Here is a 13,560-nt window from a genome sequence, read left to right as displayed (position 1 = left end):
GATCCGGCTCAGGGCGCGAGGGTGAGCAGCGTCTTGTTCGAGGTGGTACGGACCTCGATGGCGGCGATCTCGCTGATCGGGTGTGAGGTGGCGGCGGGGAAGCGGGCGTCCTGGCCGGGCTTCACCCGCCAGGCTCCGACCTGCTCCTCGGTGCCGTCCTTGGCGACGACGACCAGCAGGTAGACGCCACTCTTGCTGTAGCCGGGCCGCTTCTCGTACATGCAGTGCATGTCGACCTTGGTGCCCCAGTCGACCTGCTCCAGCCCGATTGTGGCCCAGACCGGGGCGTTGCTGACCGGGCTCATGGTCGCGGTCGGGATGGCGGTCGGCTCGTCGCCGACCGGCGGCCGGAAGATGATCATGATCACCAGGGCCAGGCAGGCGGCAGCGGCCAGCACGGCGGACCCGATCGTGATCACCCGGCGCCGGAGCTGTTCGCGGCGGACCTGGTCCAGCAGCTTGGGCAGCAGGTCCTCCGGCGGCGGGTCCGGGTGTTCGGCGTCGGTCGGCAGCAGGGAGGGCGGGACCTGCGAGAGCAACCCGGGCATCCCGGCCAGTTCCCGAACCGAATTCGCGCAGTCCGGGCATTCCCGCAGATGCTGCTCGTACTCCTGCCGGTCCTTCGGCGAGAGTGCGCCGAGGACATACGCGGCGTCGTAGGTCGCGAATCTGTCCTGTGGCATCACTCGGTCACCCCCATCTCCTCCAGCGCGAGCCGCAGGGCTCGCAGCGCATAGTGCAGCCGCGACTTCACCGTGCCCTCCGGCACCCCGATCCGGTGCGCCGCCTCCGCGACCGAGTGGCCGCGGTAGTGACACTCGACGACCACCTCGCGGTGTGCCGGCGAGAGCCGTTCCAGGGCCTCGGCGATGCTGAACACCAGCATGGACCGCTCGGCCTCGTCGTCGGCCACGGCATACCGCCCGGTGCCCGGCAGTTCGGCGACCGGCACCTCGCTGCGCGCCCGTACGGTGCGCCACTCGTCGATCACGATCCGCTTGGCCACGGTGAACAGCCAGGATCGCGCCGACTCGGCGTCCAGCACGTCGGGGTGCCGCCAGGCCCGGAGCATGGTCTCCTGCACGACGTCCTCGGCCCGGGCCCGGTCGCCGCCGGTCAGCCGGAGCGCGTACCACCAGAGCGCGGCGGCATGATCATCATGCAGCCGGCGCATCAGCTCCGCCTGGCCGTCCGGCACCCGTCACCCCACGGTGTTCGCTCTGGTACGGGATCGTAGCCAGACCACCATGAGCACGACACCGCCGACCGCGGCCACGACCTCCGCCACCGCGGCGAGCACGGCCTGCGCGTCCCAGTTCTGTTCCTGGACGCCGAACAGGCCGACCGTCGCCGAGATCAGGTACGCAGCGAACGTGGCGGCGCCGAAGCCGGCCGCGACGAAGGCCAGGAACCAGTGCCGGATGATCAACAAGGCGACACCGATGATCAAGCCGGCCACCACGTTGACCAGGAACAGTGGGCCGATCACCGGAATGTCGGAGAACCCGTCCAGGTAGAGCACCAGGTGGATGTCGGCCGACAGCAGCACCGCGGCCGCCACCAGGCCTCGGACCACCTGGAGCGCGGGCGTGGCCTCGGCCGTGACCACCGACCGTGCCGCCGACGGCCGCCGCGTCGCAACGGATTCACTCATCTCGAACCTCCCACCGACGTTTTCGCTACCGAAGGGATACGGATCCGGCGGGGCAGGCGTTCAATCTGGGCCAGAAGTTTTCGCGGTACGGGTGAACCGAGGCGAGTCGGCTCCCGTAGTGATGGTTGTTCCCTCGACCCCACTCGACCACGAGAAAGGGCACGACCCATGGAGTTCAGCACCCATCCGTCCCGCCGCCAGATGATCGTCGGAGTCGGCGCCGGCGCACTCGTCCTGGCCGGTTGCAGTCCCACGGCCCCCGAGACCGGAACCCCGGCCGGCCCGGCGAGTCAGCCGGCGGAGGGCGGCGAGTCCGGCCAGCCCAAGGAGGGCACCACGCTGACGGCGCTGGACCAGGTCAAGGTCGGCGAGGCCGTGCTCGTCAAGGCGGACGGCGCCGAGGTCCTGGTCTGCCGGCACTCGGACTCGGAAGCGGTCGCGTTCAGCGCGATTTGTACCCACAAGGGCTGCACCGTGGAGCCGAGCGGCCAGGAGTTGGTCTGCCCGTGCCATCAGTCGAAGTTCAGCCTGACCGACGGTGCGGTGCTCGGCGGCCCGGCCGAGGCGCCGCTGGCCAAGATCGACGTTCACGTGAAGTCGGGTCAGGTCGTCACCGGCAGCGCCTGAGGCCGCGTTTGTCACACTCGAACCATGAGGGGGAGCTGGGCCGCCGCGCTGCTGCTGCTGGTCGCGGCCTGCGCAGTGCCGGCGCCGATGCCCTCACCGGAGCCGACGCCGACTCCGGGTCCGCTCCAGCGCGCCACCAGCCCGCCGGCTCAGAGCCCGGCCCCGAGCCCGACCGCCCCGAGTCCGACCATCCCGAGTCCGACCGCGCCGCGGCAGCGGCTGCCGGTGGTGCTGGCCGTGCACGCCACCCATCCGGTGCTCGACGTGGATCTCGCGGCGGCCCGGGCCGTCGTCGAGCGGCGGGCCGATCGGCTCACGGCGGGCGGAGTGCGGTTCACGGTGGCCGGGCTGGACCGGGTCCGGACCGATCGCTCCGCCGTCGCGGCCGTGCCCGCCACCGAGGTCGACGAGACGGTACGGGTGCTCACGGTCGACGGCCGGCATCCGCTCCGCGACCCGGCCCGCTATCCGCTGACCGCTGCCTCTGACCGGCCGGTCGGTGAGGTCACCACGATCACGATCGCCGGCGACCTGATGCTGGCCCGGCGGGTCGCGGCGGCGCACCGGGACGACCCGGCCGCGACGTTGCGTCCGTACGCGAAACGGCTGGCGGGCGCCGAGATCACCGTCGGCAACCTCGAGTCGACGCTGTCCACCGACGGCGAGCCGACCCAGGGCGACGACTCGTTCGGCGCCGACCCGGCCGTGCTGGACGGGTTGCGGCTGGCCGGGTTCGACCTGCTCTCGCTGGCCAACAACCACATCGGCGACTACGGCCGGGCGGCGATGCTGCAGACCTTCCGCGAACTGGACGCGGCCAAGATCGACTACGTCGGCGCCGGTCGTGATCTTGATCGGGCGCGGCGTCCCGTGGTGATCACCGACGGAGCCGTGCGGATCGGTTTCCTCGGTACGGAATCGATCGGCGAGACTCCGGCCGCAACGAACAGGCGCCCGGGCACCAACCGGCTGAACATGCCGCCCCGCACCGGTCCGCTGGACCGCCGGGCCCTGGACCGGATCGCGGGCGACATCAGGGCGCTCAGCGAACGGGTCGACCTGGTGATCGTGATCCCGCACTGGGGCACCCAGTACACCCATGTCGCCGAGCCGAGCCAGCGCACCGCGGCCCGGGCGTTCGCCGAGGCGGGCGCCGATCTGATCATCGGCGGTCATCCGCACTGGGTGCAGGGCTGGGAGCCGCTCGGCGACGCGACCGTGGTGCATTCGCTCGGCAACTTCGTCTTCGACATGGACTTCCAGACCAAGACCAACGAAGGCGTGTTCCTGGAGATCGTCGCCTGGGACGGCGAGGTGCGGGCCGTCGAACCCGTCCCGTACGTGATCGACGACCGGTTCATTCCGGGGCCGGCGAGCCCGGCCCGGGCCCGCTCGATCCTGGCCGACATCGCCGAGCACAGCCGCGGGCCGTACGCCCGCCCTTGATCAACTCCGACCCAGCCAGGCCCACACGATCCGGGCCGCGCGGGCGAGTTGATCTTGATCGACCACGGACGGCACGTCGTCGGGGGAGTGGTAGCCGGCGTAGGCGATCTTGCCCAGCCGGGCGGCCGGGATCCCCGCTTTCTGGTACGACCAGTGATCGCTGGCCCGGTCCTCGCAGGCCCGGGTCCTGATCTTGGCGCTCCGGGCGGCGGCCAGAAGTTGATCTTGCAGGTCGGCGCCGCGGTCCCCGGCCCGGCAGACCGGCACCCGCTCGGCCGGCACCCCGACCCGGTCCAGCGAGACCATGCCACGGATCGCCCGGCGCTCGGCGGCGGACAGGTCGGCGACCAGCTGCTGGGAGCCGAAGTGGTGCAGCGCGTCGCCGTCGCCGCGCGGCTCCTCAGCTCCAAACGCGACGAACCGGACCGGGACGTCGGGCGGTTCGAGGCCGGCCAGCCGGGCCAGTTCGAGCAGCACCGCGATCCCGGACGCGTTGTCCTCGGCGCCGGGCGCCCGGGCCACGGTGTCCAGGTGGGCGCCGATCACCACATGATCACGGGCGGGATCGAGACCGGGCGAGTCGGCGATCACGTTGGCCGACGTGCCGGCCCGGACCGGCGTACCCCAGGAGTCCCCGGCCGGCACCTTCACCTCGGTCCGCCGGGTCCGGAACCCGAGCTCGCGGAACCGCCGCTCGACCAGGTCGGCCGCCTCGTAGAACGCCTTCGACGTCGCCTCCCGCGGCCCGATGTCCCCGGCCAGCCGTTCGACATCGGCCATCATCCGCCGCGCCGACACCTCGGCCGGAGCCCGGGTCGGCGACGGTGTCGGCGACTGACTCGGCGACGGACTCGGAGGCGAGGACGGTGTCGGCGTCAGACCCGGTGACGACGGGCTCGGCGAGCTGGACGCGGTCGGGGTCGGGGTCGGGGTCGACCCGCTCGGGTCTGGCCCGGCAGTGCAGCCCGCGACCAGGCTGACCATGATCAGCCCCACCCAGACGAGCGCACCGCGCATGCCCCGGAGCGTAGGCGCGGTCGACAAACCATCGGGCCGGCGGCGGATGTCGGGATTCCTCCACGGGCGGGCGGCTTGGCGCGATTGCCACGCGGAAACGTCACGCCCGTGGAGGAATCCCGACAATGTCCCGTCCACGCATCCGGCGGCGGGGACCGGCCGGGCGCGGCGGAGTGAGCGGCCCGCCTAGAGTTTGGGGTCCGACCAACGTCGCCGGGGGAGTAGCCGATGATCGACTGGACCATGATCACCAAGGCATCCGGCGCCGCGGAGCCGCTCGATCAACGCCGAGAACCCGACCGGCGAGCCCGGCCGGGCGGCGACCGAACCTTCGCCGCTCGGTCCGTCGAGGAAGGGCCGGCCGGCGATCGGCATCGACGCCGGCGGCACCGCGACGCTGGCCGAGGTCGAGGGCCCGGGGACGATCCGGCACGTCTGGCTGACCGTTCCGGACCGTACCTCCGCCGGGCCGTGGGTGCTCCGCGACCTGGTGCTCAGGATCTGGTGGGACGACGCCGAGACGCCGGCGGTCGAGGTGCCGCTCGGCGATTTCTTCTGCAACGGCTTCGGCGCCCGGGCCCTGGTCACGTCGGTGCCGATCGTGGTCGCACCGACCGGCGGGATGAACTGCTACTTCCCGATGCCGTTCCGCCGCAACACCCGGATCGAACTGGGCAACGAGCACCCCGGGCGGGTGGACGGGATCTACTACCAGGTCGACTACACGGTCGGCGACGAGCTGTCCGATGACACAGCGACCTTCCACGCCCAGTGGCGGCGCAGCAACGGCACCAGGCGGCTCGGCGAGGACCACGTCCTGCTGGGCGGGGTGTCCGGCGCCGGGTCGTACGTCGGCAGCTACGTCGGCGTCACCGCGCTGGAGCGCTACTGGTGGGGCGAGGGGGAGGTGAAGTTCTACCTCGACGACGACCAGGAGTACCCGAGCCAGTGCAGCACCGGGTTGGAGGACTACGCGGGCGGCGCCTGGGCGTTCCAGGACGAGCTGCGCCGCGACCCGCCGCCCAACCCGATCACCTTCAGCGCCCCGTACTGCGGCTATCCGTACTACTCGGCGACGGACCACACCGAGGCCTCGCCGTTCGCGACGCCCACCGCGCAGTCGCACGGCCTGTATCGCTGGCACCTGCCTGACCCGGTGATCTTCACCAGCCGGATCCGGGTCACCCTGCAGCAGATCGGCGCCTGGGACCACGGCCTCTTCGAACGCAACGACGACCTGTCGACCGTGGCCTACTGGTACCAGTCCGGTTCGACCGATCAGAACGTACGGCAGCCGCTGCCGGCCCGGGAGCTGCGTCGGCCCCGCTGATCACAACGCTCCCTGAGCTCGTCGAAGGGCAAGGCCCGATCTGGCCCGCCCTTCGACAGGCTCAGGGAGCGGTGATGCGGTCTGGCTCGCCGTTCCACAGGCTCAGGGAACGGGCGGGTCAGGCCCAGGCGAAGGCCCAGTCGACGACCTTCCGTACGGTCTCGTCGGGATCGCCGGCGAGCTTCTCGAGCAGCTCGCGCGGGCAGGCACGGTTGGCCGCGACCCAGCCGCGGACCTGGGCCGAGGGGTCGCCGGCCAGCCGGCGCAGCACCTCGGCGGAGGCCGACTCATTCCGGGCGACGCTGCTGCGGACGGTCAGATCGGCGTCCCGGCTCAGCGCGTCGAGGGTCTCCGCGGGAGCCTGCCGCTTGCTCGCGGCCGCCGCCCGGATCAGCGGATCGGGGTTGCGGGCGAGCAGCCGGATCCGGGCCAGGGTGCCGTCGGTGACCGGAGGCATCGGGTGCGCGGCCCGTACCTCCTCCGGACTCAGCTCGCAGGTGACCTGGCCCAGGGTGGCCCGCTGTTCCGGCGACAGGAAGCTGATGCACGACACCCCGCCGACTTTACGCAACCGGGCCGGTCCCGCCGCGTCGTACCCGCCGCAAACGCCAAGAAAGTAGGGCATCCGAGCGTCCTTCCGGATGCCAAGACACGATTGACACCCGGTGACCCGGGAGTAGGGTGTGGCTATGCGTCCGAGCATTGTCGTACTTCCAAAGCGTGTCGACTGAGCCGCCAAGCTCACCGACACGCTCCCTCGTCTGCCATTCGGCGGCGGGGGTTTTTTGTTGAGTACGTAGAGAATCGGCGCGATGATCATGGACGAGACGAGGAGTCATGATGGCTGAGAACGAGGCTGAGGGAGCTCAGCTGACCGGAGCACAGTCGCTGGTGCGGTCGCTGGAGCGGGTCGGCGCCGAGACCGTATTCGGCATTCCCGGCGGGGCGATCCTTCCGGCATACGACCCGCTCTACGACTCCAAGTTCGTCCGCCACATCCTGGTCCGGCACGAGCAGGGCGCGGGGCACGCCGCCGAGGGCTACGCGATGGTGACCGGCAAGGCTGGCGTCTGCATGGCCACCTCCGGCCCGGGCGCGACCAACCTGGTCACGCCGATCGCCGACGCGCACATGGACTCGGTGCCGATGGTGGCGATCACCGGGCAGGTCGCCGGGCCGGCGATCGGCACGGACGCCTTCCAGGAGGCCGACATCACCGGCATCACGATGCCGATCACCAAGCACAACTTCCTGGTCCGGAAGCCCTCCGACATCCCGGGCGCGATCGCGTCGGCGTTCCACCTGGCGACCACCGGCCGGCCCGGCCCGGTGCTGGTCGACATCACCAAGGACGCGCTGCAGAGCAAGTCCGGCTTCGAGTGGCCGACCGAGATCAACCTGCCCGGCTACCGTCCGGTGACCAAGCCGCACGGCAAGCAGGTCAAGGAAGCCGTGAAGTTGATCACCGAGGCGCGCCGCCCGGTGCTCTACGTCGGCGGCGGCGCCTTCAAGGCGGGCGCGTCGAAGGAGTTGGCCGCGCTGGTCGAGCTGACCGGAATCCCGGTGGTGACCACGCTGATGGCCCGCGGGGTGTTCCCGGACAGCCACCGGCTCAACATGGGTATGCCGGGCATGCACGGGACCGTGGCGGCCGTGGGGGCCTTGCAGCGCAGCGATCTGCTGATCTCGCTGGGGGCCCGGTTCGACGACCGGGTGACCGGCGAACTGTCCTCGTTCGCGCCCGGCGCCAAGATCATCCACGCCGACATCGATCCGGCGGAGATCTCCAAGAACCGGGTCGCCGACGTGCCGATCGTGGGCGACTGCAAGGAGGTGATCGCCGAGCTGACCGCGCTGCTGGCCGCGAGCGGCAGCCCGATCCGGATCGACGACTGGGTGTCCTGGCTGGTCGGGGTCAAGGACCGCTACCCGACCGGGTACGACGAGCCGGAGGACGGCTCGCTGTCGCCGCAGGCCGTGATCAAGCGGATCGGCCAGATCGCCGGTCCGGACGCGTACTACGTGGCGGGCGTCGGCCAGCACCAGATGTGGGCGGCGCACTACCTGCCGTTCGAGAAGCCGGGTCACTGGCTGAACTCCGGCGGCCTCGGCACGATGGGCTACTGCGTGCCGGCGGCGATGGGCGCCAAGGCCGGCCGGCCCGACGCGGTGGTCTGGGGGATCGACGGCGACGGCTGCTTCCAGATGACCAACCAGGAACTCGTCACCTGTGCCGTGGAAGGGATTCCGGTCAAGATCGCGGTGATCAACAACCAGAGCCTGGGCATGGTGCGGCAGTGGCAGACGCTGTTCTACAACTCGCGCTACTCCAACACCGACCTGAAGACCAACCGGGTGCCGGACTTCCAGAAGCTGGCCGAGGCGATGGGCTGTGTCGGTCTCCGGGCGGAGCAGCCGGGCGACGTGGACGCGGTGATCGACAAGGCGATGTCGATCAACGACGCGCCGGTGGTGGTGGAGTTCGTCGTGCACAAGGACGCCATGGTGTGGCCGATGGTCGCCGCCGGCACCAGCAACGACGAGATCAAGGTGGCCCGCGACATGGCCCCGAACTGGGAAGGTGAGGAACTGTGACCACGCACACCCTGAGCGTTCTGGTCGAGAACAAGCCGGGCGTCCTGGCCCGGATCTCCAGCCTCATCTCGCGGCGCGGGTTCAACATCGACTCGCTCGCCGTCGGGCCCACCGAGTTCCCCGAGATGTCCCGGATCACGGTCGTCGTCACCGTCGACGACATGGTCCTCGAGCAACTGACGAAGCAGCTCAACAAGCTGGTCGAGGTGCTCAAGATCGTCGAGCTGGACGACGCCGTACGCCGCGAGTTGATCTTGGTCAAGGTGAAGGCCCATGCCGACACCCGCGGCCAGATGATCGAGATCGTCGGGTTGTTCGGCGCCAAGGTGGTCGACATCACCGCGGACGCGATGACGATCGAGGCGACCGGCAGCCCGGAGAAGCTGGACGCGCTGCTGAAACTGCTGGAGCCGTACGGGATCCGGGAGCTGGTCCAGTCCGGCCTGGTCGCCGTCGGCCGGGGCAGTCGGTCGATCACCGACCGGACGATCCGGTCCGAGCGTCCGAAACCGATTCGAGTAGTGTCTTAGCGTTTCCCGGGCCGTAAACCCGATCACCCAAGGAGATTGAAGAACGTGGCAGCAGAGATGTTTTACGACGACAACGCCGACCTGTCGGTGATCCAGGGACGCAACGTCGCGGTCCTCGGGTTCGGCAGCCAGGGGCATGCGCACGCGCTGTCGCTGCGCGACTCCGGCGTCGACGTACGGGTCGGGCTGCAGGAAGGCAGCAAGAGCCGGGCCAAGGCGGAGGCGCAGGGGCTTCGGGTGCTCACCCCGTACGAGGCCTGCGAGGAGGCCGATCTGATCATGGTGCTGACGCCGGATCCGGCGCAGCGCAAGGTGTACGCCGAGGCGATCGAGCCGAACCTGGTGCCGGGCGACGCGCTGTTCTTCAGCCACGGCTTCAACATCCGGTACGGCTACATCAAGCCGCCGGAGGGCATCGACGTGGCCATGGTCGCGCCGAAGGGCCCGGGTCACCTGGTCCGCCGCGAGTACGCCGAGGGCCGGGGAGTCCCGGTGCTGGTCGCGGTCGAGCAGGACGCGACGGGCAAGGCGTGGGACCTCGCGCTCTCGTACGCGAAGGGCATCGGCGGCTTGCGGGCCGGCGGCATCAAGACCACCTTCACCGAGGAGACCGAGACCGACCTGTTCGGGGAGCAGGCCGTGCTCTGCGGCGGGGCCAGCGCGCTGATCCAGGCCGGCTACGAAACCCTGATCGAGGCCGGCTACCAGCCCGAGGTCGCGTACTTCGAGTGCCTGCACGAGCTGAAGCTGATCGTCGACCTGATGTATGAGGGCGGCATCGCCAAGCAGCGCTGGAGCGTCTCGGACACCGCCGAGTACGGCGACTACGTGTCCGGCCCGCGGGTCATCGACGCCCGGGTGAAGGAGAACATGAAGGCCGTCCTGACCGACGTCCAGAACGGCGCCTTCGCCAAGCGGTTCATCGATGATCAGGATGCCGGCGGCCCCGAGTTCAAGGAACTGCGGGCCAAGGGCGAGCAGCACCCGATCGAGGAGGTCGGGCACAAGCTGCGCGACCTGATGGCGTGGGTGAAGAGCCACGACGACGACTACGTCGAGGGCACCGCAGCTCGCTGATCATGACAGCACGGCGCCGGTCGGAGGGGTTAGCCCTTCCGGCCGGCGCTCTTCTTTCGGGTGTACGGTCAGCGCGCCGCCGCCGGCAACGGCTGAGTGCCGGAACGGTTCCGTGATCTTGTGGCCAGGGCGATCACGAAGGCGATCGACGCAACCGCGAACGTGATCACCGGCGGTCCGGGGATCAGGATGATCGCCAGACCGAGCGCGGCCAGCGAGGCGACCAGGGCGACGATGCCGAACGGCCGGAGCCGCTCGGCCGGCACTGCGCGGGTGATCATCCACAGCAGCAGCCCGACCACGAACATGGCCAGGCCCATCGCCAGGCTCACCCCGCGCGTCAACGACTCGGCGTTGAGCGAGACCGGCCCGACCTGGATCGTGGAGGCTCGGAGGGCGGCGTCCATCGCCGGATCACCGCGCAGGACGAACTCGAGGATGTCGTGCACGACGCCGGTGAACATCCAGGCGCCTGCCCCGACCTTGATCGCCGTTGCGTTCATCATGACCTTCCTTCCTTCGACGCCGCTTCGGTCGGTGCCGCGGCCAGGTCCGGCCAGCAGCGGGTGTCGGTGATCTGGCGCAGCGAGGCGACGGTGCCGCCCTTGACCGTCAGGACGTGGGCGAACGGTGCCTCCCAGCCGTCGCCGCGGTAGTGACCCAGCACGACCACCTCGTGATCGCCGGCGGGGAAGGTCCGTTCCGGTTCACAGCGCAGGCCCAGGCCGGGCGGCAGCTGTCCCCAGACGTTCGCCACCGCCGCACCGCGGCCGCGGTGCACCCGGGCTCCCGGCACGGGCAACCCCGGGCTCAGGGTGAGGACGAAGTCGGGATGCAGGGAGTCGAGGAGCGCGCCGAGGTTGTCGGGATGCGCCAGGCTTTCGTAGAAGCGGTCCGTTGCGGACACGGTGAGTTGGGCGACTGCGGATTGGACTCCGTTCATGATCATGAAGCTACGCCTTCGCGGATGACCGTGGCAACGCGAGCTTCGTCACATGCATGCATCCATGTATGTTTTTGATGTGGGATGATCGGCGTACCAGGAAAGGGAGACGAGGGGGAGTATGAGCCAGGTCACGTCCGGGCGCCGCCGGACCCAGGCGGAACGGATCGAACAGACGCGCAGCAGGCTGCTCGAGTCGGCCGCCCGCGGCTTCTCCACCTACGGGTACGGGAACGTGCGGCTGGAGGACATCGCGCGGGACGCGGGCTACACCAGGGGCGCGCTCTATCACCTGTTCGCCAACAAGGACGAGCTTGCGCTCGCCGTGATCGGCTGGGTGGAAGAGACCTGGCGGGCCGAGGTCGGAGATCCCGCCGAGGAGATCGACGATCCGGCCGAGCGACTGGTCTGGACCGCCCGGGCCCACGCCCGGTACTGCCGGAAGCAGGTCGCGGCCGTGCTGATGAGCCTGCGGGTCGAGTTCGCCGGCCGGGACCATCCGGTCGGCGCCGCGCTGTCGGGGGTGATCGGCCCGCTGGTCGCTGACCTGGCGAAGTTGATCACCCTGGGCCGCCGGCGGGGGAGCCTGCCACCCGGCCCGCCGCCCCGGATCGTCGCGCGGGCGTACATCGGAGTGCTGGAGGGCGTCACCTCGGGTGTGACCGGCGCGCCGCACGACGCCGACCTGACCGAGCGCGCCGTCCGCGGCCTGCTCGGCCTGCCGCAGAGCTAGGGACGCACGACACTAGCTACTGCTGTTGATCATGGAGCGGTGGCGGGATGCCGATCCGCGTCGACTCCTCGATGAGCTCCCGGAGCGAGGGGCGAGCGACGTCGTCGAGCGACCTGATCTTGAGACTGCGCATGGTCAGCTTCCCGCCGACCTGGCGGCCGCCCTCCGCGGGAGCAACCCCTGCGGGTCGCTCAGTTCGCCGCCGCGGTAGAAGCCGAGCGTCACGTGGGCCTTGACGGGCATCAGATAGGCGAACTGCTCGGAGAACTTCTTCGGTCCGGTTCCCCAGCCCACCGACCCCTGCTTGGGCCAGACGACCTCGACCGTCCGGGGGAGGACGTCGTACACCAGCGATCGGACGGCCCGGGCCAGCTCCTGCACGTCGGGCGAGTTGCCGGCGATGAGCTGCTCGAACGCAGCGTCCTCCGCCGGCCCGTCGTTGTTGATCATGCTCGCCGGTTCCACCATGGCAGCTCCCTTTCTGTTCGCGACCTCAGCCGAGCAAGGCGTCCTGCCAGGCGGGGAGCTCGGCCAGGACGGCCTGGGCGACGGGCAGTTCGCCGACGACGTGGTTGACGTGTTGCCGGGCGTCGTGATCGTCCAGGACGAGCGCCCACCGGCCGAGGGACCAGGCCGGTTGCCGGGCGATCGCGAGCGGCAGCATGGCCCGCTCCTCGGCGGTCAGCTTCGTCGGGGTCGCCGCATCGTACGCGTCCAGGAAGCGGCGGACCTGACCCCGGTCCTCGGCGGTCGGGAGCGCCCGGCCTGGTTCGAGCAGGAAGAAGTAGATCGTCAGCGCCAGGTCGTCGATCCGCGGCCGTGCCGCCATGAAGTCGAAGTCGAGGACGGCCGCGAGTTCGCCGTCGCGGAAGACGACGTTGTTGTCCCAGAAGTCGCCGTGCACGAGCTGGGTCAGCTGCCGGTCCAGCAGCGGTTCCTCGGCTTCGGCGACCGCCTCGAGATGGCGTACCGCACGGTCGGCGAGACCGGTCAGCACGGGGTCCCGCCAGCCCCGGATCCGGTCCGCGCCGCGCCGGGACGCCTCGAGCGCGTGCTCGGAGTGGATGTGGTTGGCCGCGGTCGCCGTCTCGCCGCCCGCCGGGATCGAGGCGGTCCGGAGCGCGTCGTGCAGCCGGGAGAGCACCCCGAACCCGGCCTCGAGCCGGGGCGCGGTGTTCATCCGCTCGTTCCAGTCGACGAACGGCTCCAGCTCCACCAGGCGCCCGTTGCCGAGCCGGACGAACGAGTGGCCCGAAGGCGTCCGGAGCGGCCTGACTGCGGGGAGACCGGCGTCGGCCACGGCGATCCGCGCCGCCTGCACGGCGGCCAGCCGATCGGGGTCCGTGTAGGCGCCGTGGATCCGGACGACCAGTGGACTCCGGTCCCGGAAGTCCAGCTTGAGGTTCGTCGTCCAACTGCCGCCGAGATCCGTCCAGCGGTCCGGCCGCCTGAGGTCGAAGTGCCCGGCGATCTCGGCCACCACCCCGTCGTCCGCCGCCACCCGCTCCTCGAGAAACACCGCCGTCATCCGGCCATTGTCGATCACCGGCCGTCGGCCTGCCTCCCCATTTCCGCCCCGCCTGACGACATGCATGCCCGCCGACGCCC

The 13,560-nt window shown here is 70.4% G+C and carries 16 protein-coding genes; 7 read left to right on the top strand and 9 right to left on the bottom strand.

What is annotated here, in order from left to right:
• Positions 1 to 8: 8 nt before the first annotated feature.
• Genes BKA15_RS04315 through BKA15_RS04305 form a run of 3 tightly spaced genes read right to left on the bottom strand, consistent with a single transcriptional unit; the run spans position 9 to position 1,654 of the window.
• The gene (locus BKA15_RS04315) at positions 9 to 683 is read right to left on the bottom strand and encodes an anti-sigma factor family protein (protein WP_218871064.1); all 675 of its coding nucleotides are present in this window, start codon (positions 681 to 683) and stop codon (positions 9 to 11) included.
• A complete protein-coding gene (locus BKA15_RS04310) occupies positions 683 to 1,198 on the bottom strand; it encodes a sigma-70 family RNA polymerase sigma factor (RefSeq protein ID WP_179748394.1) in 516 nt (171 codons plus the stop codon). The genes BKA15_RS04315 and BKA15_RS04310 overlap by 1 nt, the downstream gene beginning before the upstream one ends.
• 3 nt (positions 1,199 to 1,201) lie before the next feature.
• Entirely contained in the window at positions 1,202 to 1,654 is a 453-nt protein-coding gene (locus BKA15_RS04305) for a hypothetical protein (protein ID WP_218871063.1), read from the bottom strand.
• Between the two features lie 168 nt (positions 1,655 to 1,822).
• On the opposite strand from BKA15_RS04305, the gene BKA15_RS04300 reads away from it, so the two are divergent.
• Positions 1,823 to 2,281 (top strand): Rieske (2Fe-2S) protein, encoded by a 459-nt coding sequence (locus BKA15_RS04300; protein WP_179748392.1) that lies wholly within the window; start codon positions 1,823 to 1,825, stop codon positions 2,279 to 2,281.
• Positions 2,282 to 2,305: 24 nt separating this feature from the next.
• Positions 2,306 to 3,727, top strand: coding sequence for a CapA family protein (locus BKA15_RS04295; protein ID WP_179748390.1), 1,422 nt, complete (start codon positions 2,306 to 2,308; stop codon positions 3,725 to 3,727).
• On the opposite strand, the gene BKA15_RS04290 is transcribed toward BKA15_RS04295, so the two are convergent.
• The gene (locus BKA15_RS04290) at positions 3,728 to 4,744 is read right to left on the bottom strand and encodes a M28 family metallopeptidase (protein ID WP_246322254.1); all 1,017 of its coding nucleotides are present in this window, start codon (positions 4,742 to 4,744) and stop codon (positions 3,728 to 3,730) included.
• Positions 4,745 to 5,024: 280 nt separating this feature from the next.
• On the opposite strand from BKA15_RS04290, the gene BKA15_RS04285 reads away from it, so the two are divergent.
• The gene (locus BKA15_RS04285) at positions 5,025 to 6,074 is read left to right on the top strand and encodes a glycoside hydrolase family 172 protein (RefSeq protein ID WP_179758233.1); all 1,050 of its coding nucleotides are present in this window, start codon (positions 5,025 to 5,027) and stop codon (positions 6,072 to 6,074) included.
• A gap of 118 nt (positions 6,075 to 6,192) precedes the next feature.
• Here BKA15_RS04285 and BKA15_RS04280 read toward each other — a convergent pair whose 3' ends face one another.
• Positions 6,193 to 6,699: a HEAT repeat domain-containing protein gene (locus BKA15_RS04280; RefSeq protein WP_179748388.1), complete on the bottom strand. Its 507-nt coding sequence runs from the start codon at positions 6,697 to 6,699 to the stop codon at positions 6,193 to 6,195.
• Positions 6,700 to 6,914: 215 nt separating this feature from the next.
• Between BKA15_RS04280 and BKA15_RS04275 the strand changes: the two genes are divergently transcribed.
• From BKA15_RS04275 to ilvC, 3 genes are read left to right on the top strand one after another with little or no spacing between them, the layout of a single operon-like run.
• Positions 6,915 to 8,669 (top strand): acetolactate synthase large subunit, encoded by a 1,755-nt coding sequence (locus tag BKA15_RS04275; RefSeq protein ID WP_179758232.1) that lies wholly within the window; start codon positions 6,915 to 6,917, stop codon positions 8,667 to 8,669.
• Complete coding sequence (ilvN, locus tag BKA15_RS04270) at positions 8,666 to 9,199, top strand: acetolactate synthase small subunit (RefSeq protein WP_179748386.1); 534 nt, start codon at positions 8,666 to 8,668, stop codon at positions 9,197 to 9,199. Before BKA15_RS04275 ends, ilvN begins: the two co-directional genes overlap by 4 nt.
• Before the next feature lie 57 nt (positions 9,200 to 9,256).
• Complete coding sequence (gene ilvC / locus BKA15_RS04265) at positions 9,257 to 10,276, top strand: ketol-acid reductoisomerase (RefSeq protein ID WP_179758231.1); 1,020 nt, start codon at positions 9,257 to 9,259, stop codon at positions 10,274 to 10,276.
• Positions 10,277 to 10,344: 68 nt separating this feature from the next.
• Here ilvC and BKA15_RS04260 read toward each other — a convergent pair whose 3' ends face one another.
• Together BKA15_RS04260 and BKA15_RS04255 are read right to left on the bottom strand one after the other, a co-directional pair.
• Entirely contained in the window at positions 10,345 to 10,782 is a 438-nt protein-coding gene (locus BKA15_RS04260; RefSeq protein WP_179748384.1) for an LIC_13387 family protein, read from the bottom strand.
• Complete coding sequence (locus tag BKA15_RS04255) at positions 10,779 to 11,219, bottom strand: nuclear transport factor 2 family protein (RefSeq protein WP_179748382.1); 441 nt, start codon at positions 11,217 to 11,219, stop codon at positions 10,779 to 10,781. Before BKA15_RS04255 ends, BKA15_RS04260 begins: the two co-directional genes overlap by 4 nt.
• 121 nt (positions 11,220 to 11,340) lie before the next feature.
• On the opposite strand from BKA15_RS04255, the gene BKA15_RS04250 reads away from it, so the two are divergent.
• Positions 11,341 to 11,952, top strand: coding sequence for a TetR/AcrR family transcriptional regulator (locus tag BKA15_RS04250; protein ID WP_179748380.1), 612 nt, complete (start codon positions 11,341 to 11,343; stop codon positions 11,950 to 11,952).
• Between the two features lie 135 nt (positions 11,953 to 12,087).
• Here BKA15_RS04250 and BKA15_RS04245 read toward each other — a convergent pair whose 3' ends face one another.
• Together BKA15_RS04245 and BKA15_RS04240 are read right to left on the bottom strand one after the other, a co-directional pair.
• Positions 12,088 to 12,420 (bottom strand): DUF1801 domain-containing protein, encoded by a 333-nt coding sequence (locus BKA15_RS04245; RefSeq protein ID WP_179748378.1) that lies wholly within the window; start codon positions 12,418 to 12,420, stop codon positions 12,088 to 12,090.
• Between the two features lie 25 nt (positions 12,421 to 12,445).
• Positions 12,446 to 13,480 (bottom strand): phosphotransferase enzyme family protein, encoded by a 1,035-nt coding sequence (locus tag BKA15_RS04240; protein ID WP_179748376.1) that lies wholly within the window; start codon positions 13,478 to 13,480, stop codon positions 12,446 to 12,448.
• Positions 13,481 to 13,560: the final 80 nt, after the last annotated feature.

This window comes from Microlunatus parietis, assembly GCF_013407955.1.
In the GTDB taxonomy this organism is placed as follows: Bacteria; Actinomycetota; Actinomycetes; order Propionibacteriales; family Propionibacteriaceae; genus Microlunatus; species Microlunatus parietis.
This window is presented reverse-complemented; position numbering and strand designations above follow the sequence as displayed.

Bases quoted from the DNA above. Each gene is read 5' to 3' on its own strand.
- BKA15_RS04315 (WP_218871064.1), bottom strand. From the start codon at position 683: ATGCCACAGGACAGATTCGCGACCTACGACGCCGCGTATGTCCTCGGC.
- BKA15_RS04305 (WP_218871063.1), bottom strand. From the start codon at position 1,654: ATGAGTGAATCCGTTGCGACGCGGCGGCCGTCGGCGGCACGGTCGGTG.
- BKA15_RS04300 (WP_179748392.1), top strand. From the start codon at position 1,823: ATGGAGTTCAGCACCCATCCGTCCCGCCGCCAGATGATCGTCGGAGTC.
- BKA15_RS04295 (WP_179748390.1), top strand. From the start codon at position 2,306: ATGAGGGGGAGCTGGGCCGCCGCGCTGCTGCTGCTGGTCGCGGCCTGC.
- BKA15_RS04290 (WP_246322254.1), bottom strand. From the start codon at position 4,744: ATGCGCGGTGCGCTCGTCTGGGTGGGGCTGATCATGGTCAGCCTGGTC.
- BKA15_RS04280 (WP_179748388.1), bottom strand. From the start codon at position 6,699: ATGCCCTACTTTCTTGGCGTTTGCGGCGGGTACGACGCGGCGGGACCG.
- BKA15_RS04275 (WP_179758232.1), top strand. From the start codon at position 6,915: ATGGCTGAGAACGAGGCTGAGGGAGCTCAGCTGACCGGAGCACAGTCG.
- ilvC (WP_179758231.1), top strand. From the start codon at position 9,257: ATGTTTTACGACGACAACGCCGACCTGTCGGTGATCCAGGGACGCAAC.
- BKA15_RS04260 (WP_179748384.1), bottom strand. From the start codon at position 10,782: ATGATGAACGCAACGGCGATCAAGGTCGGGGCAGGCGCCTGGATGTTC.
- BKA15_RS04255 (WP_179748382.1), bottom strand. From the start codon at position 11,219: ATGAACGGAGTCCAATCCGCAGTCGCCCAACTCACCGTGTCCGCAACG.
- BKA15_RS04250 (WP_179748380.1), top strand. From the start codon at position 11,341: ATGAGCCAGGTCACGTCCGGGCGCCGCCGGACCCAGGCGGAACGGATC.
- BKA15_RS04245 (WP_179748378.1), bottom strand. From the start codon at position 12,420: ATGGTGGAACCGGCGAGCATGATCAACAACGACGGGCCGGCGGAGGAC.
- BKA15_RS04240 (WP_179748376.1), bottom strand. From the start codon at position 13,480: ATGACGGCGGTGTTTCTCGAGGAGCGGGTGGCGGCGGACGACGGGGTG.